The organism is Exiguobacterium sp. SH31 (assembly GCF_001816105.1).
Taxonomy (GTDB): Bacteria; Bacillota; Bacilli; order Exiguobacteriales; family Exiguobacteriaceae; genus Exiguobacterium; species Exiguobacterium aurantiacum_A.
In genome coordinates this window covers 1-23,545 of sequence record NZ_LYTG01000042.1, presented here as the reverse complement: position 1 = coordinate 23,545, position 23,545 = coordinate 1, and the positions used below count along the sequence as shown (strand labels likewise).

The 23,545-nt window shown below is 52.7% G+C and carries 24 protein-coding genes and 2 other annotated features; of the genes, 17 read left to right on the top strand and 7 right to left on the bottom strand.

What is annotated here, in order from left to right; genetic code table 11:
- Positions 1 to 1,410 (bottom strand): NAD-dependent succinate-semialdehyde dehydrogenase (locus A6395_RS06940; protein ID WP_084812995.1); only part of this gene is annotated, 1,410 nt, incomplete at its 3' end.
- An 86-nt stretch (positions 1,411 to 1,496) separates the two neighbouring features.
- Here A6395_RS06940 and A6395_RS16190 point away from each other — a divergent pair.
- From A6395_RS16190 to A6395_RS06930, 3 genes are read left to right on the top strand one after another with little or no spacing between them, the layout of a single operon-like run.
- The gene (locus A6395_RS16190; RefSeq protein ID WP_071398478.1) at positions 1,497 to 1,724 is read left to right on the top strand and encodes a glycerol-3-phosphate acyltransferase; all 228 of its coding nucleotides are present in this window, start codon (positions 1,497 to 1,499) and stop codon (positions 1,722 to 1,724) included.
- Complete coding sequence (locus tag A6395_RS16185; RefSeq protein WP_353647113.1) at positions 1,688 to 2,011, top strand: glycerol-3-phosphate acyltransferase; 324 nt, start codon at positions 1,688 to 1,690, stop codon at positions 2,009 to 2,011. The genes A6395_RS16190 and A6395_RS16185 overlap by 37 nt, the downstream gene beginning before the upstream one ends.
- The gene (locus A6395_RS06930; RefSeq protein WP_071398477.1) at positions 2,004 to 3,596 is read left to right on the top strand and encodes a GNAT family N-acetyltransferase; all 1,593 of its coding nucleotides are present in this window, start codon (positions 2,004 to 2,006) and stop codon (positions 3,594 to 3,596) included. The genes A6395_RS16185 and A6395_RS06930 overlap by 8 nt, the downstream gene beginning before the upstream one ends.
- Here the strand turns inward: A6395_RS06930 and A6395_RS06925 are convergent.
- Positions 3,535 to 5,172, bottom strand: coding sequence for an ABC1 kinase family protein (locus tag A6395_RS06925; RefSeq protein WP_071398476.1), 1,638 nt, complete (start codon positions 5,170 to 5,172; stop codon positions 3,535 to 3,537). The two genes, A6395_RS06930 and A6395_RS06925, sit on opposite strands and share 62 nt — an antisense overlap.
- A 94-nt stretch (positions 5,173 to 5,266) precedes the next feature.
- Between A6395_RS06925 and A6395_RS06920 the strand changes: the two genes are divergently transcribed.
- The 3 genes from A6395_RS06920 (at position 5,267) to A6395_RS06910 (ending at position 8,290) form a co-directional block, all read left to right on the top strand.
- A complete protein-coding gene (locus A6395_RS06920; protein ID WP_070329139.1) occupies positions 5,267 to 5,872 on the top strand; it encodes a trimeric intracellular cation channel family protein in 606 nt (201 codons plus the stop codon).
- Between the two features lie 12 nt (positions 5,873 to 5,884).
- Positions 5,885 to 6,250: a DUF423 domain-containing protein gene (locus A6395_RS06915; RefSeq protein WP_071398475.1), complete on the top strand. Its 366-nt coding sequence runs from the start codon at positions 5,885 to 5,887 to the stop codon at positions 6,248 to 6,250.
- A gap of 462 nt (positions 6,251 to 6,712) precedes the next feature.
- Positions 6,713 to 8,290 carry a murein hydrolase activator EnvC family protein gene (locus A6395_RS06910; protein WP_071398474.1) on the top strand — a complete coding sequence of 526 codons (1,578 nt, stop codon included), beginning with the start codon at positions 6,713 to 6,715 and terminating at the stop codon, positions 8,288 to 8,290.
- 87 nt (positions 8,291 to 8,377) lie between these two features.
- Here A6395_RS06910 and A6395_RS06905 read toward each other — a convergent pair whose 3' ends face one another.
- Positions 8,378 to 9,745, bottom strand: a complete 1,368-nt coding sequence (locus A6395_RS06905) for an amino acid permease (RefSeq protein ID WP_370246367.1) — start codon at positions 9,743 to 9,745, stop codon at positions 8,378 to 8,380.
- A gap of 189 nt (positions 9,746 to 9,934) precedes the next feature.
- Positions 9,935 to 10,165 (top strand) — a binding site (T-box leader).
- A 55-nt stretch (positions 10,166 to 10,220) separates the two neighbouring features.
- Positions 10,221 to 10,446: a binding site (T-box leader), on the top strand.
- Positions 10,447 to 10,502: 56 nt separating this feature from the next.
- On the opposite strand from A6395_RS06905, the gene trpD reads away from it, so the two are divergent.
- The 5 genes from trpD to trpA are packed head-to-tail and all read left to right on the top strand — an operon-like array spanning position 10,503 to position 14,731.
- Complete coding sequence (trpD, locus tag A6395_RS06900) at positions 10,503 to 11,492, top strand: anthranilate phosphoribosyltransferase (protein ID WP_071398473.1); 990 nt, start codon at positions 10,503 to 10,505, stop codon at positions 11,490 to 11,492.
- On the top strand, positions 11,489 to 12,250 hold the full coding sequence (gene trpC / locus A6395_RS06895; protein ID WP_071398472.1) for an indole-3-glycerol phosphate synthase TrpC: 762 nt from the start codon (positions 11,489 to 11,491) through the stop codon (positions 12,248 to 12,250). Before trpD ends, trpC begins: the two co-directional genes overlap by 4 nt.
- On the top strand, positions 12,226 to 12,801 hold the full coding sequence (locus A6395_RS06890; RefSeq protein WP_071398471.1) for a phosphoribosylanthranilate isomerase: 576 nt from the start codon (positions 12,226 to 12,228) through the stop codon (positions 12,799 to 12,801). The genes trpC and A6395_RS06890 overlap by 25 nt, the downstream gene beginning before the upstream one ends.
- Positions 12,783 to 13,967, top strand: a complete 1,185-nt coding sequence (gene trpB, locus A6395_RS06885; RefSeq protein WP_071398470.1) for a tryptophan synthase subunit beta — start codon at positions 12,783 to 12,785, stop codon at positions 13,965 to 13,967. The genes A6395_RS06890 and trpB overlap by 19 nt, the downstream gene beginning before the upstream one ends.
- Positions 13,964 to 14,731: a tryptophan synthase subunit alpha gene (gene trpA / locus A6395_RS06880; protein WP_071398469.1), complete on the top strand. Its 768-nt coding sequence runs from the start codon at positions 13,964 to 13,966 to the stop codon at positions 14,729 to 14,731. Before trpB ends, trpA begins: the two co-directional genes overlap by 4 nt.
- Before the next feature lie 31 nt (positions 14,732 to 14,762).
- Here the strand turns inward: trpA and A6395_RS06875 are convergent, their stop codons facing one another.
- Together A6395_RS06875 and A6395_RS06870 are read right to left on the bottom strand one after the other, a co-directional pair.
- Positions 14,763 to 15,206, bottom strand: a complete 444-nt coding sequence (locus A6395_RS06875) for an Hsp20/alpha crystallin family protein (protein WP_071398468.1) — start codon at positions 15,204 to 15,206, stop codon at positions 14,763 to 14,765.
- A 116-nt stretch (positions 15,207 to 15,322) separates the two neighbouring features.
- Entirely contained in the window at positions 15,323 to 16,819 is a 1,497-nt protein-coding gene (locus A6395_RS06870; protein WP_071398467.1) for a potassium/proton antiporter, read from the bottom strand.
- A 154-nt stretch (positions 16,820 to 16,973) separates the two neighbouring features.
- Here A6395_RS06870 and A6395_RS06865 point away from each other — a divergent pair, with 154 nt between their 5' ends.
- Positions 16,974 to 17,909, top strand: a complete 936-nt coding sequence (locus A6395_RS06865) for an ATP-grasp domain-containing protein (protein WP_071398466.1) — start codon at positions 16,974 to 16,976, stop codon at positions 17,907 to 17,909.
- Positions 17,910 to 18,137: 228 nt separating this feature from the next.
- On the opposite strand, the gene hemQ is transcribed toward A6395_RS06865, so the two are convergent.
- Entirely contained in the window at positions 18,138 to 18,911 is a 774-nt protein-coding gene (hemQ, locus tag A6395_RS06860) for a hydrogen peroxide-dependent heme synthase (RefSeq protein WP_071398465.1), read from the bottom strand.
- Between the two features lie 337 nt (positions 18,912 to 19,248).
- Here hemQ and pta point away from each other — a divergent pair, with 337 nt between their 5' ends.
- The 4 genes from pta (at position 19,249) to A6395_RS16080 (ending at position 21,534) form a co-directional block, all read left to right on the top strand.
- Positions 19,249 to 20,238, top strand: a complete 990-nt coding sequence (gene pta / locus A6395_RS06855) for a phosphate acetyltransferase (protein WP_071398464.1) — start codon at positions 19,249 to 19,251, stop codon at positions 20,236 to 20,238.
- A gap of 77 nt (positions 20,239 to 20,315) precedes the next feature.
- Positions 20,316 to 21,035 carry a DUF2711 family protein gene (locus A6395_RS06850; RefSeq protein WP_071398463.1) on the top strand — a complete coding sequence of 240 codons (720 nt, stop codon included), beginning with the start codon at positions 20,316 to 20,318 and terminating at the stop codon, positions 21,033 to 21,035.
- Positions 21,036 to 21,070: 35 nt separating this feature from the next.
- Positions 21,071 to 21,370 (top strand): rhodanese-like domain-containing protein, encoded by a 300-nt coding sequence (locus A6395_RS06845; RefSeq protein WP_071398462.1) that lies wholly within the window; start codon positions 21,071 to 21,073, stop codon positions 21,368 to 21,370.
- Complete coding sequence (locus A6395_RS16080; RefSeq protein WP_173647380.1) at positions 21,370 to 21,534, top strand: hypothetical protein; 165 nt, start codon at positions 21,370 to 21,372, stop codon at positions 21,532 to 21,534. The genes A6395_RS06845 and A6395_RS16080 overlap by 1 nt, the downstream gene beginning before the upstream one ends.
- Positions 21,535 to 21,570: 36 nt before the next feature.
- Here the strand turns inward: A6395_RS16080 and folE2 are convergent, their stop codons facing one another.
- A complete protein-coding gene (folE2, locus tag A6395_RS06840; RefSeq protein ID WP_016508342.1) occupies positions 21,571 to 22,479 on the bottom strand; it encodes a GTP cyclohydrolase FolE2 in 909 nt (302 codons plus the stop codon).
- A 256-nt stretch (positions 22,480 to 22,735) separates the two neighbouring features.
- Between folE2 and A6395_RS06835 the strand changes: the two genes are divergently transcribed.
- Positions 22,736 to 23,545: TerC family protein (locus A6395_RS06835; protein WP_071398461.1), on the top strand; the 810-nt coding region annotated here is incomplete at its 3' end.

Here is a 23,545-nt window from a genome sequence, read left to right as displayed (position 1 = left end):
TAGTCCAAGCGAAATATATTTCACTTCTAAAAACTCTTCGATGCCGTGATGACCGCCTTCACGGCCGAGACCGCTCTGTTTCCATCCGCCGAACGGCGCTTGCGGGGTCGAAGGCAGGCCATCGTTGACGCCGACAATCCCGTATTCGAGCGATTCCGCCAAGTAAAGGGCCTCGTTAATATCTTGTGTGAAGATATAAGACGCGAGGCCGAACGGCGTGGCGTTCGCCCGCTCGATGACTTCGTCGAGCGTGTTGAACGAAGCGATCGGGGCGACGGGCCCGAACGTTTCCTCGTTCATGCAGAGCATATCTTCGTTCGCATAGCGGACGACGGCCGGCCGGACGAACAAGCCGTCAAGCTGTTCGCCGCCGGTGATCTCACCCCCACGGATTTGGGCGTCCTCGAGGTGTTTCATCACTTTCTCGACCGCAGCCTCGTCGATGAGCGGACCGATGTCGATGCCGTCGTCGAGCCCGTTTCCGACCTTGAGCGCTTGTAAGGCCTCGATGAACCGCTCGGAGAATTCGTCGACGATCGAACTCTCGACGTAAATCCGATTAGCGCAGACGCATGTCTGTCCACCGTTACGGAACTTGGTCGCGATCGCTTGCGGGACGGCCTTGTCGAGGTCCGCTTTCGCCGTGACGATGAGCGGGGCATGGCCACCGAGTTCAAGCGAGATCTTCTTCATCGTGTCGGCGGCACCGCGCATGAGCGTCTTGCCGACTTCGGTCGATCCGGTGAACGTCAGCTTGCGTACACGTGAATCGTGCTGCCAAACGTTGACGATACGAGCGGCACTTCCGGTCACGAGATTGATGACACCTTTCGGGAAACCGGCCTTCTCGGCCAATTTGACGAGTTCAATCGCTGTGAGCGGTGTCGCCGAGGCCGGTTTCAAGACTACGGTGCAACCGGCTGCTAGAGCCGGTGCCAATTTGCGGGTGATCATCGCCGCCGGGAAGTTCCAGGGCGTGATGGCAGCGATGACGCCGACCGGTTGTTTGATCGCGAAAATACGTTTCTCGTTTGAAGAAGCAGGGATCGTCTCACCATAGACGCGTCGTCCTTCCGCGGCATACCACTCGATGAATCCGTTGGCGTAACGGATTTCGCCGATCGCTTCTTTCAGCGGTTTGCCTTGTTCTTCGACCATCGTTCGCGCGAGCGCTTCCGTCTCTTCATCGATCAAGCGATGCCATTCGAGCAGTAGGGCGCCCCGGTCTTCGGCTGTCCACTGTTGCCAGTCTTTTAAAGCGGCCTGGGCCGCGTCGACAGCGAGGCCGGCCTCGGTCTCGTCACTCTTTGTCACGGTTGCTATTACGTTACCGGTCGCCGGATTTCGGACCTCGATTGTCTCATTCGTCTCGATCCATTCACCGTTAATGAAGTTGTTCTCAGCTCGCATCTTGATTTCCCCTTTCATTTAAGTCACATTGTAAAAGTACCCGATTTCAAAAAACATACACAATTTTACAAAAGGGAGAGGTAAACATGTGGATTGTCGTCGTAGGCTATCTCGTTGGTAGCATGCTCGGCGGGCGATTATACGGGATGGTGAGTGGTCAAGATTTGGCTTCGAGCGGATCGGGGAATGTGGGAGCCCGGAACGCGTTACGGAGTGGCGGTATTTGGGCGTTTCTTCTCGTCTATGGCTTTGATGTCTTGAAGACAGTACTCGTTCTATCATTGAGTGGTTCCTTTTTTTTGAGACGGCGCTAGCGCTGACGCTCGGACACATTTATCCGATTTGGCATATCCGAACTGGTGGGAAAGGATACGCTGTGTTTTCTGGAATTATTTTAGCGTATAACCCGATTTGGTTCGTGGGAGGGCTTGTGCTTTTATTACTTCTCATTAAAATAACGCGCAACTCGCGCGAAACAGGGCTCGTCATGTTGTTTCTGCTACCTCTTGCCGCTTGGGGAGATACGACGGATTTCGTATTGGCGGTCATGGCTCTTGCAGTCATCTTGTATCATCACATAAGGGGGACATCACATGGTTGAATTTCGAAAAGCGATGCCGAATGATGAGGAAGCGATTCACCGTTTGAATTATGAGACGTTCGTGGAAGAAATCCCGCAACATCAAGTTAACTTGGAGCGTCGTCTCGTCGATCGTTTCCATAATACGAATACATACTGGATTGGAGAAGCGGACGGGAAACTCGTTGCGATGTGTTCTATTCGTGACGAGCACCCGTTTTCGCTAGAACAGAAAGGAGTTACCCTACCACCGGGCGAGTGGATCGAGGTCCGGCTATTGGCCATAATTCCAGCCTACCGTAACACTCGGACGTTTGCCGGACTCATGCGGGCTATGCTCGCTGAGGCGATTGAACGTAATGTGGAAGGGATTGTGATTAGTGGAACGATCCGCGAACAGAAATTGTATCGACGGTTCGGATTTATCCCTTTCGCAGATCCGGTCGGGCCGGAGGAGGCACTATACATTCCAATGAAGCTGACGCGCGCGGCATTCATGGGGTCTGAGACCGCTCGAACGCTGCGTCCGAAGTTGCTCCTCGCTGGACCTGTCGAACTATCGAACGCGGTGCGCGCAGCTCTTGCCACCCAACCGTTATCACATCGTTCGGCCGAAGCAATTCGTGTACTTCGTTCGGTCGAGACAAAACTGAGTACGCGCATCAATCTACCGCACATATACACATTGTTAGGGAGTGGGACAGTCGCAAACGATGCAGTCGCGGCGCAATTGACCGGCCGTGGCTTGATTTTTGATACGGGTGAGTTCGGGCGGCGACTTATCGATCATGCCAGACGAGCGCGTCTCGAGTTTGATGTCCTGACACTCGAAACCGGTAAACGTCTCCCGGTGCAACAGATCGAGCGATACAAACCGGACTGGATTTGGACGGTCCATTGCGAGACGTCTACTGGAAAATTAGTTGATGTGGAAGGATTGCGTCAGTACGTACACCGGCGCAAAACCATACTCGCAATTGATGCGATTAGCACGGTCGGGACGTTTGAGACGGACTATGCTTTCGCAAACATGGTGACGTTTGTATCAGGAAAAGCACTTCGTAATGCGCCTGGGCTAGCCTTTGTCGCGATGCGGGATCGCCCCATCCCGAACTCGTCGATTCCACGTTATCTCGATTTGGCGAGCTATAATCCGATCGCCTTCACACAATCCGTCCCACTCATTCAAGCTATGGATATTGCGTTGGACGAATTGACTGAAAAAGAGGTGAGTACCCATCAATCCAAGATGGATGTTTGCCTGAAGGAACTGCTAGGTCGGGGCGTAGCAATCGAAACTGGGGACGATCAATCGCCTGGTATTTTATCGATTATGTTACCGGAAGATCGGTCCTCGATCGAATTGGGACGACAATTAGCATATTACGGTTATCACATTCAGTACGAAAGTATGTATTTACAACAGTTGAACTGTGTCCAGGTCTCGACGATGGGATGGACGACCGAACGGGACATGCAACAAGTCGCCGCGTATATCGGGAGGTGGCTCCAGAAAAAAACCGTCACTCAAATGAGTGACGGGATCAGACACGAAAATCTTGGCGAGCCAAATGGCGAATTTTTCGACCGAGGCGTCTTGAATTAAAGTAGGAGACGACGGCGACGACACCACCTGACCAAAATAGCCATTCGTCAGGTCGGATGTAGCCGAACAGACCGACGAGCAATCCGAGAACAATGACACCCGAGTTGAACGTCTGGCGATGGAGCAATTCTTTCGATTCGAGCTCGCGTTGGAACATCGCCTGCTCAGACAACCGTTTCCGGGTCGGCTCTTTCAAATAGTTCTCGAGCAACGGCGGTACGTTCAACAGTTTCTTGCCGTAGTTGAGCGCCGTCATGACGTAGCGGTTTTGGATTGTCGTCCCGTCTGATTCGAGCCATTGAATCACAATCGGTTTACCGAGCGTGAACAAATCGATTTTCGGGTCGAGAATCTGTAAAATCCCGAGCAACGTCGAGGCGGCACGACCGAAGAAGGCGAACTCGGCCGGCAGTTGGATTGGCTCGTTCTTCACGAGCAGTTGGATATCTTGCAGCACTTTTTCGATCAATTTCGTATCGACCGTATCAATGTCGGTCTCTAAATAGAATGTGACTGCCTTTTCGATTGCTTGGCGGATGTTATGTTTATTCGCCGTCGGCAACAAGAAGCGCAAGTCTTCGAGGGCATCGACGACACCGTCGTAATCGAGCGAGATGAACGCCTGCAAGATCTTCCGGATCGTCGCCATATCTTGCGCGGTCGACGAGCCGACCATGCCGAAGTCGAGCAAGATGATTGTTCCGTCGGCCCGGATTTGGACGTTCCCAGGGTGGGGGTCGGCGTGGAACTGTCCGCCGAATAATAGTTGTTCCGCCGCCATTGTAAATAGACGTTCGGCGAGAGCGGAGCGGTCGATATTGTTTTCTTTTAAGAACGCAATATCGGTGATGCGACGGGCGTCGACCCAATCCATCGTCAATACCCGATTCGTACATAAATGGTCGTAGTAGCCCGGGATATAAACATCTGGATTTTCAGCATATTTCGCTTTGAAATACAGCGCGTTTTTTAATTCGGTTTGGAAATTTAGTTCATCCCCGATGACAAAAATCATTTGGCGATATAAGCTATCTAAGTCGGTCGATTTGGCGAGCGGTGTCCGTTTGAGCATCGTCGTGACGATTCGCATCGCTTTGAAGTCGGTACGGATGATTTTTTCGATGTCCGGGCGCTGGATTTTGAGCGCGACCCGTTTCCCGTTTTCAAGAAGCGTGGCCCCGTAGACCTCGCCGATCGAGGCAGAGGCGACGGCGTCGATGCCGACGTCTTTCACGACTTGGGTGTACGGTACGCCCCATTCGGCTTCGAGGATGGCACGAGATTTGTCCCAACCTGACGTCGGTACGCGGTCGACGAGCTCTGACAACTCATTAAGGACGGACGGCGGCAGCAAGTCGGCCCGGATCGACAAGAATTGACCAAGCTTGATCAACAGTCCCTCTAGGCGGAGCGCGTTACGTTTATACTCGCGGGCAAGCTGCAACATGAGCGCCTCGTACTCTTCCGGAGAGGTGAGACCCTGCTGCTGTTTGCGAGAGAATGAATAAATCTTAATGATGAATCGGGCGAACATTGTGACGATGATCCATATGCGGAACAAGGCGATTCGTTTCATAAAAATACCGACATCCTTTACAAGCAGTCGCTCGACTGATCTGATTTTTTGTATCTTTACTTTACCATATAATGCTTTCGAGAAAGGGCAAGGGATGTTTATGGAGTGGGAATTATTGAACGTCGTCGGAACGATTGCGTTCGCGGCGAGTGGAGCCATCATCGCGATGGACGAAAAGTACGATATTTTTGGAGTTTGGTTGCTCGCCTTCACGACTGCTTTCGGCGGCGGGGCGATCCGCAACGTCTTGCTCGGCAACCCCGTCAGTTTGATTTGGCAACAAAATGATTTATTTATTCTCTGTTTTCTCGTCGCGCTCCTCATCTTCCTGCTCCCGAGCGTCGTCTTGCCGCATTGGGAAAGATGGGGCGTCATCGTCGATGCGATCGGCTTGGTCGCATTCTCTTTCCAAGGGGCGCAAGTGGCCATCAAGTTGGATTTGCCGTTGTCAGCAGCGATTGCGGCAGCCGTCCTGACCGGAGTCGGCGGTGGTGTCGTCCGCGACTTGCTCGCAGGGCGCAAACCGCTCGTCTTGCAGGCGGAAGTGTACGCGATTTGGGCAATCATCATCGCGGTCGTCACATACTACTTCCGGCTCGAAGGCGGACTTCCAGTGTATGCGTTATTGATTGTCGTCGCGACGCTTCGAGTGATATCCTACTATCGGAAGTGGAATTTACCAGCACGAAAAGTGAGATAAGGGGGAAATCGTATGAAATTATTACTCATTACCGGTGCTGCCTTGATGGCGCTTGGTGTCGCACTCGGCGCGTTCGGGGCCCACGCATTGAAAGAGCGTCTGGCACCGAACATGCTCGCGAACTGGCAGACGGGGGTCTTGTACCAGATGATCCATGCAATCGGCATCATCGCGCTCGCTAGTATTTTGATGAAAGTGAGCATCAGTCAATTCAACACAGCCGGTTGGCTCATGTTTGCCGGCATCCTGTTCTTCTCGGGCAGCTTGTATGTCATGGCGCTTACAGGTATCACGAAACTTGGAGCGGTCACACCGATCGGCGGTGTTCTTTTCATCGCGGCATGGGTGTTCGTCATCATCGGTGCGTTCAAACTGTAACGAAATGTCCATCGAGCGTTAACACTTCGTCTGTATGATTAGACGTGTGAGACCCCTCGATTTCACACCCGCAACGAACATTCGGTCAGTCCTGTCATCTTCGCCTTGAGCGAGAAGTCAGACTGACCTTTTTTACGTTTTTTGGAAATGGATGAGTTTAGAAAAAATGCTGGAATATGCTTTTTTGAAATAAGGTAAATGATTTGCTATTTTCAGCTACTATGACAGAAACGTTTCAAACCATAAAAAATCGAAAAAACGTTGAAATACAAAGAAGAGGGAATGCCAACGGCTCTCCCTCTTCTTTGTCGTAATCAAAGTGAAATATAACTTTAACAGGAAAACATTCGAGACTTCGATATAATTAGCCGTGTTGAAACTGAAAAATTAATCGTTTTTGTTACATAGCAAAACGACCGACTTAAATAGAGTATGTAAAACTAGACCGTCAAATTAGAAAGGATGTCTGCATTGATCAATTGGAAACGTACTGTCTCGACACTTACGCTAAGCGCCTTGCTTCTCGGCACGCACTCGGTAGCCGATGCCTCGACGACAATCAAAGAAAAACAAGAGCAACAGAAAAAAGTTAAAGAACAACGCAATAGCGTCAAACAGAATCAATCAAATACGTCTTCGAAAATCGAACAGAACACTAAAGAAATCTCGAAGGTACAAGAAGAAGTCAATAAGATGGACGCTCAGCTTCAAGACATCATCTACGACGTAGCGGCGAAACGCCAAGAAATCAAACGTACCGAGATGAAGATTGAAGATCTCGAAGCGGACATTAAAGGTTACGAGAAAAAGATGATCGCTCAAGAAAAAATGATGAAAGAGCGGATGGCCACGATGCAAACGAACGGTGGCGGTTCAATCAACTGGGCTGAATTCATCTTTGGATCAAAAAACTTCTCTGACTTGATCACGCGCATGATCACGGCTGGTACGATCCAACGTAGCGACCAAGAGTTGTTCAACGACTACGAAGCGACACGTCTGTCTCTTCAAGAAGCACAAGCCGCACTTAAAGCAGAGCGGGCCTCGCTTCTAGAGCAACAGAAAGCACTCGAAGCGCGTCAAGCCGAACTCGAGAAGAAGATGAAACAGCGTGAAGCTCGCATCAAAGAACTCGAAGAGAAAAATATCGAATTTGAAACGCAAATCTTCGACCTACAAGAAATCGAAGCGACGTTGATCGCTCAAGAAGAAGCGATTGCAGCTGAAATCGAAGCACAGCGCCGTGAAGAAGAAGAAGCGCGTCGTCGTGCGGAAGAAGCAGCACGTCAAGAAGCGGCTCGTAAAGCCGAAGAGGCACGCCAAGCTGAGGCTGCCAAAGCAGCGGCCGCGCAACAAGCCGAAGAAGCGAGAGCTGAAGCTGCACGTCAAGAAGAAGCGGCTAAAGCTGCTGCTGCACAAGCTGCTGTTCAGAAAAAGCAGAACAGTAATACTAATTCCCAGTCATCGTCGTCTTCAAACCAAACGACACAAAATAATGTGACAGCTTCTAAACCGGCTGCACCACCGGCACCTAAGCCTAAGCCAGCGCCAAAGCCGGCACCAGAACCGGCACCGGCTCCTAAACCGGTACCGACTACGCCGACAGCTTCGGCACCGGCACCATCGAGCGCGAAATTCATTCAACCGACGACTGGTCGTTTCTCGCAAGGTTTCGGACCGGCAAGCGGACAGTTCGGCTATTCGTTCCATAACGGTGTCGATATCGCCGGACCAGTCGGAACACCGATCCGTGCCTCGGCAACTGGAACAGTCATTCGAGCTGGATGGGGTGGTGCTTACGGGAACCACGTCATGATCGCCCACGTCATCGACGGTCAAGTTTGGACGACTGTCTATGCGCACATGAACTCGGTATCAGTTAGCGCTGGTCAGCGTGTGACGCAAGGATCAAACATTGGAACGCTCGGGAACACTGGAAACTCTTCAGGCCCGCACCTTCACTTTGAAATCCACCAAGGCAGCTACTCGTACTCGTCTTCGAGCGCCGGTAGCACCGTCAACCCACGTCAGTTCTTCTAATCCTAAACAAACGAGCACTCGTCAATCGCGACGGGTGCTCGTTTTTGCGAAAAAATAGTGCCCATCCATTGCGGATAGGCACTATTTTTAATTAGCCTGCTCGATGTCGTCTTGTTTTGTGTCAGTCTTACGGAACCGCTCGCGGACGAGATAGATGATCGTCAAGCCGACCAACCATGGGATCCCGAACTTGAGCAAGATGTTGAAATCGGTAAACCATGTCGTGATCATCAGGCTGAGCAACAGTCCGGCACCGAGGAGTGGTAAGAACGGATAGCCGATCATACGGACAGGGAGTTTACGCCCCGTCCATTTTTTGCGGAAGAACAAGTGTGAGACGAACACCATGAACCATGTGAAAATCGCCCCGAACATCGAGATGCCCATGAGGAACGGATACGACGTCTCCATGAACACTTGAAGCAGTGCCGCGAGGACGATTCCGCCTGTCGAAACGAACAAGGCAGGCATCGGAATCCCACTGGCGCTTACTTTTTTGAAGATACGCGGTGCGTCGCCAGCTTCGGCGAGCGAGTACATCATGCGCGTCGATGCATACAATTGCGCGTTCATCGCCGACAAGGCGGCGACCAAGATGACGAAATTCAAAATACCGGCCGCGCCAGGCACGTCAAACTGCTGCATGACGAGGACGAACGGGCTTTGATCGATACCAGCCTGCTGCCATGGGATGAGCATGAGCATGATGGCGATCGTGATCAAATAGAAGAACGTCAAGCGGAGCACGGTCGCCCGCAGCGCCTTCGGTACGGCGCGGTCCGGGTCTTTCGCCTCGCCGGCCGTGACGGCGACGAGCTCTGTCCCGAGGAAACTGAAGAGCGAGATGAAAATCGTCACCCACATGCCGTAAAATCCGAAAGCGAAGAACCCTTCATTTCCGGTCGTGATCGATTCGATCGGTGAGCCCGGTTGGCCGAACAGTGCGGCCGCACCGAGGACGATGAAAAGAATGATGGCAGTGACTTTGATGAATGATAACCAGTATTCGGTCGTCCCGAACGTATGGACGTGCCGAGCGTTGACGTAGATGAGCAATCCGCCGAACACGGCGACCCAGACGAATCCGTTCACATCCGGGAACCAGTAGCGCATGTAAATCGCGATTGCGCTCACTTCGACCCCGATTGCGAGGACGTTGGCGATCCAGTACGAGTAACGGACCAAGAAGCCGGCGAGCGGATGGACATAACGCTCGGCGATCGTGCCGAACGAGCCTGAAGTCGGATGAGCGACGGTCATCTCGGCGAGACAACCCATGAGCAAGAGGACGATAAACGCCCCGATGGCGTAACTGACGAGCACGCTCGGTCCTGCCGTTTGGATGGCGAGGCCGCTTCCGAGGAAGAGGCCCGTTCCGATGGCGCTGCCAAGCGAAATCATCGTGAGCTGTCGGGTCGACAGTTCACGTTTTAGTTTACTAGTTTCCAAAGTCAAATCTCCTTTAGTTGAGTGAAGTGTTGTTGGGGACGACTATAGCAGACAAAAAAATCACGTGTCAACTTGCGACGTTCTGAAACATGCGGTCGATTCGTCCGCACTTATAGAAGCAAAGTTTTTTTGCACACTTTTGTTTGACAGGATGAATCGGGAACGGTATAGTACGAGTTAACTTAACTGAAACGAACAAAGGCGTCGACGAAGAGAAGTAACGACGGTCCCTGCATGACAGAGAGCTGATGGTTGGTGTGAATCAGTATGTGGGACGTCGCGAATGGACTTCCGAGCTCTAAACCGAAATTTTTAGTAGGCTTTAGCGGGTTACCCACCGTTATCACGGGGAAGCGGATGTTTGTCCGTGAAGTGGGTTCGACATGAACCAACGAAGGTGGCACCACGGGGTTACTCGTCCTTCTCATAGCGTGAGCTGTGAGTTGGACCGAGTGACCCTTTTTTGTTTTTCAAATTGAATCTTAAATCGATGATTGAGAAGAGTAGCGTGAAGAAGTCTCGTACAGAGAGTCAGGGGTGGTGGGATCCTGACCGAGACCGTCACGTGAATGGGCTCATGAGAGCACGGCTGAATGTTAGTAGGCCGTGACGGCTTCCACCGTTATCAGGATACGATGTGATAGCATCGGAAAGTGGGATCGATTGATCCAACGAGAGGTGGCACCGCGGTCCATACCGTCCTCCATACGACAGACGTCGTATGGAGTTTTTTTATACCCAAATCGCTTAAGGAGGAACGGACATGTTAACACGACTACTGACGAACCAAGTGACGACGACCGAGATGAAACAGGCGGCTTCCGAGTTGTTTCAAGCTGATGAAACGCAAATCACCGAGGTGCTTCTCGCATTGAAAGCACGCGGCGAGACGGCCGAAGAGATGGCGGGGTTGGCCGATTATATCCGTGAGGCGGCGACGTTCCCGGAGACGACGCTCCCCGTGCTCGACGTTTGTGGGACCGGTGGTGACGGAGCGAACACGTTCAACATTAGTTCGACCGTCGCGTTCGTTCTCGCCGGACTTGGTATCCCGGTCGCGAAACATGGGAATCGGAGCGTGTCGAGCCGGTCGGGTAGCGCCGACGTGCTCGAGGCGTTGAATATCCCGATCGTCCAAAGTGCTGACGACGTGTTAGCCGAACTTGAGCGAACGAACTTGAGCTTCTTGTTCGCCCAGCACGTCCACCCGATCATGAAACGTGTCATGCCGGTGCGAAAACGGCTCGGGACGGCGACGATCTTCAATCAAATCGGCCCGCTGACGAACCCCCTCAAGCCGAGACGTCAATTGATCGGTGTCTACCATCCGGACTTGATCGAGAAGATGGCTACGGCGATGCGCCATCTCGGAGTCGAACGGGGCATGGTCGTCCATGGGGCTGGCGGACTTGACGAGGCAAGCTTAGCTGGAGCGAACGAGGTGCTCTTCTTTGATGGAGAGCAGACGGCACGATATCAAGTCGACCCGCGAGACGTCGGGTTGATGCGGGCGCCGCTGTCGGCGCTACAAGGTGGTACACCCGAAGAGAATGCGAAGACGCTCGTCGCCGTCTTGAACGGCGAGGCAGGACCGGCGCGAGACGTCGTCTTGTTGAATGCGGCACTCGCGTTATGCACATACGGCGCCGTCAAGACGTTACGTGAAGGTGTGGCCGAGGCGAGCCGGAGCATCGACGAGGGCAACGCCGCCCGAGTCCTTAAGCAACTACAAAAAACGGAGGTGGGCGCATGAGTTACTTGACGAAAATTATCGGGACGAAAATCGAAGAGGTCAACCAGATGCAAGACGTCACGGTCACGGCGACGGAGCCGATCTCGTTACAGCGGCTGGTCGCGGACGGGTTTCATATCATCGCGGAAATTAAGCGGGCATCCCCATCAAAAGGCGTGATTCGAGCCGAACTGGATGTGGCCGAACGGGCTCAGGTTTACGAACGGGCCGGAGCGACGATGATTTCGGTGCTGACGGATACGACGTACTTTAACGGATCGTTCGATGACTTACGCCAAGTCGCTGACGCCGTCGATATCCCGGTCCTGTGCAAAGACTTCATCATCGATGAACGGCAGCTCGACCGGGCGAAAACGGCCGGCGCGAGCGCGGCGTTGTTGATCGTCGCGGCGCTACATCCGACTCGCCTGCACGCGTTGAAGCAACACGCACGCCTGATCGGCCTCGACGTGCTCGTGGAAGTGCACGATGAAGCCGAGCTCCAGACGGCGCTCGAACTTGAGGACGTGCTGATCGGCATCAACAACCGGAACTTGAAGACGTTCGACGTATCGCTTGAGACATCGATTGAATTGATGAAGCGTTATCCGAACGTTGCGTTCGTCAGTGAGAGCGGAGTCAGCACCGGCGAAGCAGCAAGCCGACTGCGAGACGCGGGAGCCAAAGCAATTCTCGTCGGAGAGGCGCTTATGCGACAGGATGACCCGACGGCGTTGATTGAGGAGCTGAAGACGTGTTCGTTAAAATATGTGGATTAAAAACAGAAGAAAGCGTGACGGCGGCGGTTGAAGCCGGGGCCGATGCGATCGGCTTCGTGTTCGCGAACAACAGTTCACGCCAAGTCGATGTGGCGACGGCGAAACGGCTACGGCAGTTGATCCCGAACCACGTCCGTGTCGTCGGAGTGTTTCTCGATCCGACGCTTGATGAGGTCGAGACGGCAATCACGTGCGGATTGACGGATATCCAACTGCACCGGCGCACGTTGCCGCTTGAGACGTTCCGACAGTTCAACCTGCCGATCATCGAAGCGAGTAGCAAGACGGAGGCGGATATCGTCTTACTGGATGCACCGACGCCCGGGAGCGGGGAGACGCTCGACTGGTTGCAGTTGGAACGTCCGCAGCGAACGTTCTGGCTTGCCGGTGGTTTGACGGCCGACAACGTGAGACAAGCGATGCATGACGTACGGCCTGACGGGGTCGACGTCTCAAGCGGCGTCGAGACAGATGGAGAGAAAGATATCGATAAAATTCGCACGTTCATCAGACGTGCCAAGGAGGAAACACCATGTACACACAACCAGTGAACGGGAAGTTTGGCCCATACGGAGGAAAATATATACCGGAAACACTCATGCAAGCCGTTGAAGAACTCGAGGTGGCTTATGAGGAAGCGAAGTTAGATCCTGAATTTCAAGAACGCTTCGACGAGTTGCTCAGCGAATACGTCGGGCGGGAGACCCCGCTTTATTATGCGGAGAACATGAGCCGACGCCTCGGGACGAACGTCTACTTGAAACGGGAGGACTTGAACCATACCGGTGCCCATAAGATCAACAACACGATTGGGCAGGCACTTCTCGCCAAGCGGATGGGGAAACAGAAAATCGTCGCCGAGACCGGGGCCGGACAACACGGTGTGGCGACAGCGACGGTATGCGCGCTGCTCAACTTAGAATGTACAATTTTCATGGGTGAGGTCGATGTCGAACGGCAAGAATTGAACGTGTTTCGGATGGAACTGCTCGGGGCGACGGTCATTCCGGTCAAGTCAGGCAGCCGAACATTGAAAGATGCGGTCAACGAGGCGTTACGCTACTGGGTCAAACACGTTGACGATACACACTACGTCATGGGCTCTGTACTTGGACCACACCCATTCCCGACGATGGTGCGTGACTTCCAAAGTGTGATTGGAACAGAGACACGGCGCCAAATTTTAGAAAAGACCGGACGCTTGCCGGATGCCGTCATCGCTTGCGTCGGTGGTGGCAGCAACGCCATGGGGATGTTCTACCCGTTCTTGAATGACGAGGATGTCGCCTTGTACGGAGTCGAGGCAGCAGGAAGCGGCGTCGACACGGACAAGCATGCAGCGACGCTCACGAAAGGTGAGGTCGGCGTGCTCCACGGCTCGCTCATGTACGTGCTACAAGACGGGGCTGGGCAAATCCAAGAAGCGCACTCAATCTCGGCTGGACTCGATTATCCTGGGGTCGGACCAGAACATAGTTTCTTGAAAGACATCGAGCGTGTCCGCTACGCGGCGGTCACCGATGAGGCGGCGTTAGAGGCATGTATGTCACTCAGTCGACATGAGGGTATCATTCCGGCACTCGAGTCGTCACATGCGCTCGCCTATGCCGAGACGCTCGCCGCGACGATGGACGAGGACGATCTGCTCGTCATCTGTCTGTCAGGCCGAGGCGATAAAGATGTGCATACGATTCGAGAAAGGGTGGGACGGAAATGAGCTTAGAGACAGCGATTCGAAATAGAGACGGGGCAGCGTTCGTCCCTTACATCATGGCCGGAGACGGCGGACTCGATCAACTCATTCCGACGATCGAGCGGCTTGAAGCGATGGGCGCGACGGCGATCGAGCTCGGGATCCCGTTCTCAGATCCGGTAGCGGACGGGCCGATCATCGAGGCGGCCGGGATGCGTGCCCTCGCGAACGGCGTGACGCTCTCTAGTGTGTTGGATTATTTAATAGAAGGAACTGAGCGTTTCTCAGTCCCGATCGTCCTGATGACATACTTGAATCCAGTGTTCCGGTTCGGAATCCAGCCATTCTTCGACCGTGCGGCCGCATGTGGCGTCAGCGGTGTCATCATCCCCGATTTGCCGTTCGAAGAGAGCCTCGAACTATTCGCGGGGATTGAACGGAACGGGGTCGCCGTCGTCCCGCTCGTCACGTTGACGAGTAACAAACAACGAATCGACACGATTTTAAGTCAGGCCGAAGGGTTCGTCTACGCGGTGACGCTCAAAGGGACGACCGGAAAAGTCGACGCGTTCCCGGACGAACTGCTCGCCCATTTGCGCTCGTTGACAGAGCGGTCTCCGGTCCCGGTACTCGCCGGATTCGGTGTCCATCGGGAAGACCAAGTCCAAGCGCTCGGTGAGGCGTGTGACGGGGTCGTCGTCGGCAGTTTCATCGTCGAGGCGCTCCACGAAGGACGCGAGCAAGACGTTGCCGATTTGATCGCCTCGGCGCGTCGAGTCAAAATATAAAACAAGGATCGTGCCGAGGCACGATCCTTGTTTAGCCTTCAATCTCAATCGTCCGGGTGCTCGTTCCATCGTCGGCTTTCGGGACGGTCAAATGGAGAACGCCGTCTGTCAGTTTCGCTTTGATGGCATCTTCTTTCACGTTCGGAAGATAGAGCGAACGTTGCATCGACGTGACCCGGCGTTCGCGGTACACATAGTCCTTGTCTTCTGCTTTTTCTTCTCGTTGGTCGACCGAGAGGATGAGGTAGTCTTTGTCGTACCGGACGTGGATATTGTCTTTCTTGATTCCCGGCATCTCGGCCTCAATCACGTATTGTCCGTCTTGGTCACGGACATCGAGCTTGAACGAGTCGAGGAACGAAGTGGCTCCGTCTTTTGGGTCGAACAGCTGGTTCATCCGATCGAACGCATCACCGAACAAATCTTTGCGCAAACGGTCAAGCTCGTTCTTACGGAACGGTGTCAAGTCGAACATATGGATCCCTCCTTTAACAAAAAACGAACATAGTAGAAGTGACGTCACTTCTACTATGTTCGTTTTTAAAGAAAGGTAAACCTGAAAGTGGTGACATTTTTTTGAAGAAACGACCGTCATAGTTCGACGCGTTCGAGACCGTCTTCCCCGAACTTGCGATCGAGTTGATCGTGGCGATATGTCGAGGCGAGGACGTACAACAAGTCGCCTGGTTCAATTTTCGTCTGCCCGGTCGGCGGGATGAGGTAATCTTTGCGGACGATCGCATTGACGACCGTGTTCGGCGGTAACGTGATGTCAGCGAGCGTGCGTCCGATCATCGATGACGTTTCTGTCGCCACGTACGGAACGAGCTGATGCTGCGACTGTTTACTCGACACGAGCGCGATCGTATACGGAGAGCGGATCTTATCCGGCCCGAGCAGGTTCAGTCTGGCCGCGAGCGGTGTGAGCGTCGTTCCTTGAATCAACGCGCTCGTCACGACGACGAAGAAGACGGCGTTGAAGATGAGTTGGCTGTTGTCAATCCCGGCGATGAGCGGGAACGTCGCTAGTACGATCGGGACCGCTCCTTTTAGGCCGGCCCAGGAGATGAACAGTTTTTCCTTATGAGTGAACGGCATCGCGATCGTCGATAAGTAAACGGCGATCGGACGGGCGACGAACATGAGGAAAAATGAAATCAACAGCCCTTTCCAAATTAGTTCTGGATCGAACAGTTGTTTCGGATAGACGAGAAGGCCGAGGATGACGAACATGATGATTTGCATGATCCAAGCGAGTGCCTCCGAAAATTGGACGATGGTCACTTCGTGGGCGGTGTGGGCGTTCCCGACAATCATTGCGGCAAGATAGACGGCAAGCAAGCCGCTGCCGGCGAAGTAGGCGGCCACGCCATACGTCATGAACGCCATCGAAATCATGAGGACGGCGTGCAGGCCGCTCGACTCAAGGCGCAAATGATTGAGCATGAGCCGTGACAGGTTCCCGAGCATATACCCGGCGAACGCCCCGACGATGATCTGTAGAAGGAACATCCAAATGCCGTCCCAAATCGTCGTGTCCGGTTTCAACATGAAGTCGAGAGCGAGGATCGTTAAAAACATCGCCATCGGATCATTCGTACCGGACTCGGCTTCGAGTGTCGCGCCGACTTTCGGTGCGATGTTCTTTCCTTTGAAGGCGGCGAAGACGGCGGCAGCATCGGTCGATCCGATGATGGCACCGAATAGGAAAGACTCAATCCAGTCGAAACCGAATACGAAACGAACAGCCACGGCGACGAGCCCGGCCGTCAATAAGACCCCGATCGTCGCGAGCGAGGCGGACGGAGCGAGGACACTCCGAATCGAGGCCCATTTCGTCTGCAGACCACCTTCGAACAAAATAACGATTAGAGCGGAAATCCCGATCATCTGGGCAAGGTTCGAGTCATCGAAGAAGATTAAGCCGGTGACGTCACTACCCATGATCATGCCGATCCCCATGAACAGAATCAACGCAGGAAGGCCGAAACGGGTGGACACGCGCGTGGCCAAAACCCCTGCGACGAGGAGGAGGCCGAACAAGAGGATTAAAACGTCTGTACTTAAAATAGGTGCAGTCAAACACATCACTTCCCTTTGAAATTGTCACTTTTCACATAGATTATTAAGTTCATTATACCATGAAACCGTTATGAAATAAGAATGAACGCATCGTTGATTATGCTAATTGGAATAGTCGGATATCGGTGTGGTACATTAGGAGTATCAAAGGGGGATTCATATGGCTAAAATTCACGTTTTGCATGAAAACAATGAGTGGACGGACCATCTCGTCAAAAGGCTCGAGGAGTTATCATTTCCATATGAACTGTGGCATTTAGATGAAGGAATCATCGATATTGAAGCGACGCCGCCTGAAGGGGTCTTCTATAACCGGATGAGCGCGTCGTCACATACGCGCGGGCATCGCTACGCGCCAGAGCTGACGGAAGGAGTGCTTGCCTGGCTCGAGGCGAACGGACGGACCGTCTTCAACGGGACACGGGCGATTCGCCTCGAAGTGAGCAAGGTGAACCAGTATACGGCGCTTCGTCAAGCAGGGATCCGTGTGCCGAGGACGATTGCTGCTGTCGGAAAAAAACAAATCATCGAGGCGGCCGAGAAGCTTGGCATGAGCCCGTTCATCACGAAGCATAACCGTGCTGGTAAAGGGCTTGGCGTGCAGCTGTTCCATTCGATTGGGGCGTTGAAAGGGTATGTGTACGGACCGGCGTTCGAGGACTCGGTCGATGGCATCACGCTCATCCAACAATATATCGAAGCGCCGAAACCGTTCATCACGCGCTGTGAATTTATCGGCGGAAAGTTCCTCTACGCGGTACGGGTCGACACGTCGGAAGGGTTCGAACTATGCCCGGCGGATGCGTGTTCGATTGAAGATCAATTCTGCCCGGTCGGCGAGACGTCGCCGGCCAAATTTGAAATCGTCGACGGGTTTTCCGATCCGATCATCGATCAACTAGAAGCGTTCTTGGCAACAAATAATATCGCGGTCGCGGGGATCGAGATTATCGAAGACCATGACGGCAACGTCTATGCGTACGACGTCAACACGAATACGAACTATAACTCGGACGCGGAAGCGAAGGCAGATCAATACGGCATGCTGGAACTCGCGACGTTCCTTGGCGACGCGCTTCACGCGAAGACAAAATAAGGGTCAGGCTTTCGCCTGACCCTTTCGCTGTGTATGTTGTAATTGTTGTTCAAATCGAATTTGGACTAGCTCTGCTGTCGGGGTCATTCGTTCAATGAACGAATCTAAACGTTTTGCAGTGTCTCGATCTGATTCCTTGAACACGCGCATCGTTGTTCACCTCATTGATCATTGTTGTAAGTGCCTCTACAACGATGTTTCCCGAGGGGGTCGATGCGTAAACCTCAATCAACCGAGGAATGTGCCGAGTTCTTCTTTTGGAAGGATGTTTCCGACGTAGAAGTCACCAAACTCGCCATATTTGGCGCTGACTTCATCGAAACGCATCTCATAAACAATCTTCTTAAATTGGAGCGAGTCTTCCGCGAAGAGCGTGACGCCCCATTCCCAGCCGTCAAATCCGGTCGATCCGCCGATGAACTGCTGGATCTTGCCGGCATAGCTGCGGCCGATCATGCTGTGGCGGTACATGAGGTCTTTCCGCTCGTCCATCGACAGCGTATACCAGTTGTCCTCGTCACGGCGCGCCTTGCTCATTGGATAGAAGCAGATGTGGGCTGCTTTCGGCAACGTCGGGTACAAGCGCGAGCGGATGTGCGGGTTCTCGTACGGATCCCCGTCACCAGAGCCGCGGTACATGCCGAGTTCGATGACTGAGACGTAAGAGTACGATGGGATCATATAGTCGTACAGTTTTGTCTTACGAAGGGCGAGTTCGACTTGTTCGAGCTCTTTGAACGTCGGACGAAGGACCATGAGGACGACGTCCGCTTTTTGACCGAGGATCGAATAGAAGGCGTGACTGCCTTCTCCGCGTGTTTCGACGTCTTCGAGCGAGGCGAGGAAGGCGACGAACTCCTCAATCATTTCTTGACGCGCCGCCTTGTCGACCGCTTTTAGGCGTGTCCAATCGATCGAGCGGAAATCATGAAGCGTATACCAACCGTCTAATGTGGCGGCTGCGTGCTGTGTTTCGGTTGTCGGTGCTGGACGTTCTGACATGAAAAAACTCCTTTCGAGACTTGGCTTCGCTGTTTATTTTACCACAGACACTTTACCGCCTGGCAAATTTGGCGCTATCTGTGAGAGTAGTCACAAGCGAGACAAACTAAAGAAAAACGCGGACACAGAAATGTAAACGGCTTCACAGCAACCTGTATCAGTCATAAATACAGAACTGTTCTATTCATATAATGACTGATTTCAAGCGATTTATGACGATATGGGCAGAATAGTTTATTTTAAAAAAAGGACTGTGTATAATAAGACACGCATACGGACAATTGTGTCCTAAAGAGAAAACATAGATATCTTCCAATCGAAAAGGAGTTCACTTACCATGAAATTATTTGACACGTTGAAGCAAAAAGTCAGCCCGATTCGTCCGACCATCGTCTTAGCAGAAGGCGTCGATGAGCGCGTCCTTGGAGCTGCAGTCCGTTTAAAAAATGACGGCATGGTCAACCCGATCATCGTAGGTCCGAAAGCGGACATCGATGCAGTTGCAGCGAAACACGGCTTTGATATCTCGAACTTGACACAGTACGACCCAGCGACATACGAAGATATCGACACGCTCGTCGAATCGTTCGTCGAACGCCGTAAAGGCAAAGCGACGGCTGAACAAGCTCGTGAATTGTTGTCGTCAGATGTGAACTACTTCGGTACGATGCTCGTCCACACGGGCAAAGCGGAAGGTCTCGTCTCGGGTGCGATGCATGCGACAGCCGACACGGTCCGTCCAGCACTCCAAATCATTAAGATGCAAGAAGGCATCAAAAAGACGTCAGGTGTGTTCATCATGGTACGTGACGATGAGCAATACGTCTTCTCGGACTGTGCGATCAACATCGCACCGGACGCGGCCGACCTTGCTGAGAACGCCTACTTGTCAGCGTTGACGGCGAAGACGTTCGGCATCGAGCCGCAAGTCGCGCTCCTCAGCTTCTCGACGAAAGGTTCGGCGAAGTCGCCTGAAACCGAGAAAGTCATCGAAGCGACGCGTCTCGCCAAAGAGAAAGCGCCACACCTTCCAATCGATGGTGAGCTTCAGTTCGATGCAGCGTTCGTCCCGAGCGTGGCAGCGAAGAAAGCACCAGGTTCTGATGTGGCGGGTAACGCCAACGTCTTCGTCTTCCCGAGCCTCGAAGCTGGGAACATCGGCTACAAGATGGTTCAACGTTTCGGTGGATTCGAAGCGATTGGACCGATCCTTCAAGGTCTCAACAAGCCAGTCAATGACTTGTCGCGTGGCTGTAATGAAGAAGACGTCTATAAATTGACGCTCATCACAGCGGCACAAGCGATTGACGAGCGCAACGAAGCGTAAGTCAGAAGCATCTTCCCACAGCGGAGGATGCTTTTTTTGATTCGTAGTTGTAAACTATTGGAAAAGGAGGCGGTCACATGGAGGAGATTGAGGAAGCCATCACTTTACCGGAAGGACATCGCTACGCCATGTTCGGCGGTGGAGATGATTTTCCGATTAAAACTTACTATGAGGGCGTGTTTGAAGAAGTGTTCGTCGCGTACCATCCGTTTCTCGGACCGATAGAAGATCCTAAAGCAATTGACCGATATGTCGAGATGGACAAAAACGAGGTCGAACAGCACTTTCGGGCCATCACATGGGAAGATATGCGTCGCCGATTTGGTTTCGATGACGTCAAACGTATCGATCACGCGCTCCGGACGATGATTGGGGCGCTGAAACCGCACGCCGAAGATCAAGCAGGTGCGAATCGAATCATCGAATTTTGCGAACGCGAGAACATACTTCCACCGGGCGAAGAAGATCTGTCTAATCTTATAGAGAATGAGGTGTTACGAGCACTTCTGGAAGTGGGAGAAGAGTGGATGTGGAGCGGGGACGAGTTCTGTATGGAACGGCATCTGATCAACATTCGTGAGACGCTAACCTCCGATACTTGGGGGATGCAGCATCGGACGTTCTTCGGACATCAACATGATTGGCTCATTGTACCACCTTGGGATAGTCACTTCACGTTGATTTGTGGTAGCCGAGCTTGGGTCGAACAGATGGTGGAACGTTGTGAATTGGAAGGATTTTATTGTCAGGACGACACGACGATCAATTGGAGTTTGTCCGACACGAAACTGAGGTAAACTAGTAAGGGACAACATTTTAAGGGGGAAACAGTATGCAAAGTATCCAGGCAACCGAATTACGTGAAAAGCTCGAGAACGGGGAGTCGCTCCATATCATCGACGTACGTGAACAAGACGAGTACGACGCGGGACACATCCCGAACGTGCCACTCTATCCGCTGTCTGAATTCCCTGACGTGACGGAGAAGCTCGGCAAAGACAACGTCTATCATGTCATCTGTCGCTCAGGCGGACGCAGCCAGACGGCGTGCGACTATTTGGAATCGGAAGGGTTTAAAGTCATTAACGTCGAGGGCGGTATGCTCGCTTGGGACGGTGACGTCGAAGCGTGATGCTCGACAATCCGTGGGTCGTCATTCCACTGTTGATCGTCCTCTATTTGACGGTGTATGTGTTCGTGAAACGTCTTGATTGGACCAAATGGCGAGTCATCTGGGCGGTGTGGATTGTCCTCATCGTCCTCTTATTGACGATCCGCCTCATCCAAAGCGTATAAAAAAACGAGTGAGACCCACGTGGGCCTCACTCGTTTTTAGTTGTCGCGTTTATCGAACGTGATTGACGCGATGGCGTCGTGCTGGTGGATCGACTCTTCGTTTCGGCATTCGACGAAGAAGTTGACGACTTGTTTCATCTCGTACAAGTCGGCCGCAATCAAGCGGACCATATCTTCGACGAAACGCGGGTTTTCGTAAGCAATTTCTGTAGCCCGTTTCTCATCCGGACGTTTCAAGACCGGGTGAAGCGGTGCCGATGCGTTCGACTCCGCCGCATCAAGCAATGCGAGTCTCCAGTCGAAGCCGTCGAGCGACGCTTCGTCAAGACCGGCTTCGATTGTGATGTAGCCGCGCTGGTTATGGGCGCTGTATTCGCTGATCTCTTTTGAACATGGGCATAACGTCGTCACGTTGATGACGAGACCGACCGTCACGCTCGCCATACCTGTCTCGAGGTTGTATGTCACGTTGTGCATGACATCGGCGTTCATAAGCCCGCTGAGGCCCGTCGCCGGTGCTTTCCGGCTGAAGAACCATGGGTAGCGGACCGTCAATTGACCTTCCGTTTGTTCCATGCGCTCGGCGAGTTCTTGGGCGAACTCGATGAGCGAGCGGTTTGATAACGTCCAGCCTTGCGTATGGTACGCGTCGAGCTGTTCCGTAAGACGTGACATGTTGATGCCTTTACGATCTTGGACGAGTGATGTCGTTAATTCAAACGTTGCGACCGTCGCTTGGATGCCGTCTGGCGTTTCGATGTTGACGGGATGTTTGACGTTCGAGATCCCGACGCTGTCGAGTGCGAACAAGAAGTTCTTAGGTGTATTTTGAAGATCAACCATTTTATCTTTTTCTGTCGGTTTCGTACCTTTGACCGGCGGGACCGAGCCGAATAGTTTATGTCGTTCTGCTTTAGTAGGTAAAGCGACATGGCTTGTAGACATAATCGGATTCTCCTTTTTTGAGAGGGCAATTGACCGCCACTCGTTCTTGTTAGGATTTTATCACGAAATGGATACAAACTGGGTATCATTTTGCTTCGTGAACGTGCTTTGAACCTGCTCCGCGACAGAAAACTTCAGACATTGAACAAAAGAAGATTGATTTAATTTGCGAACGGGAATAAAATGTTCCTGTGAACTTAAAAAATAGATCACTATTAAATATGAAGGAACACAAACAAAAAGGGGATGTTTTTAAATGGATTGGCAGTTAATCTTGCAGTACGCCTGGATCATCGTCGTACTCGTCGGTCTCGAAGGGCTCCTATCTGCAGACAACGCACTTGTCTTGGCGGTCATGGTCAAGCACTTGCCACGGACAGAACAGAAGAAAGCGCTATTCTACGGTTTATTAGGAGCGTTCGTCTTCCGCTTCATCGCATTATTCTTAATCTCGTTCTTAATCAACGTCTGGCAAGTCCAAGCACTCGGTGCCCTTTACTTGATCGGGATGAGCGCGCGACATCTATATATGACGTATAAGGCGCGCAAGATGGATCCAAAACAAGATCTTGCCGCCGAGGCGAAAGAAGAGACGGCAATTACTGAGAAGCCGGTCACGAAAAAAGAGTTTTGGTGGACGGTCGTTAAAGTCGAGTTCGCTGACATCGCTTTCGCGGTCGACTCGATCTTGGCAGCGGTCGCACTCGCAGTCAGCTTGCCGCCGCTCGGTCTTGGAGAGATCGGTGGAATCGACTCAGGTCAATTTTTCGTCGTCTTGACGGGTGGACTCATCGGGGTCATCTTGATGAGGTTCGCGGCCCGCGTCTTCGTGAAGCTTCTGCATCAACGTCCGACACTTGAGACGGCCGCCTTCCTCATCGTTGGCTGGGTCGGTGTGAAGTTGACGGTACTCGTCCTTGAGCACCCTGGCTTCAAGGAACTGATTGCCGGTACACCGTTCGCGTTCATGGGTCTTCCAGACGGTTTTGTCCACTCGTTAGGTTGGACACTGTTCTTCTGGTCGGTCATGGTCGGGATTGCTGTTTGGGGTTGGTTCTCTTCAAAA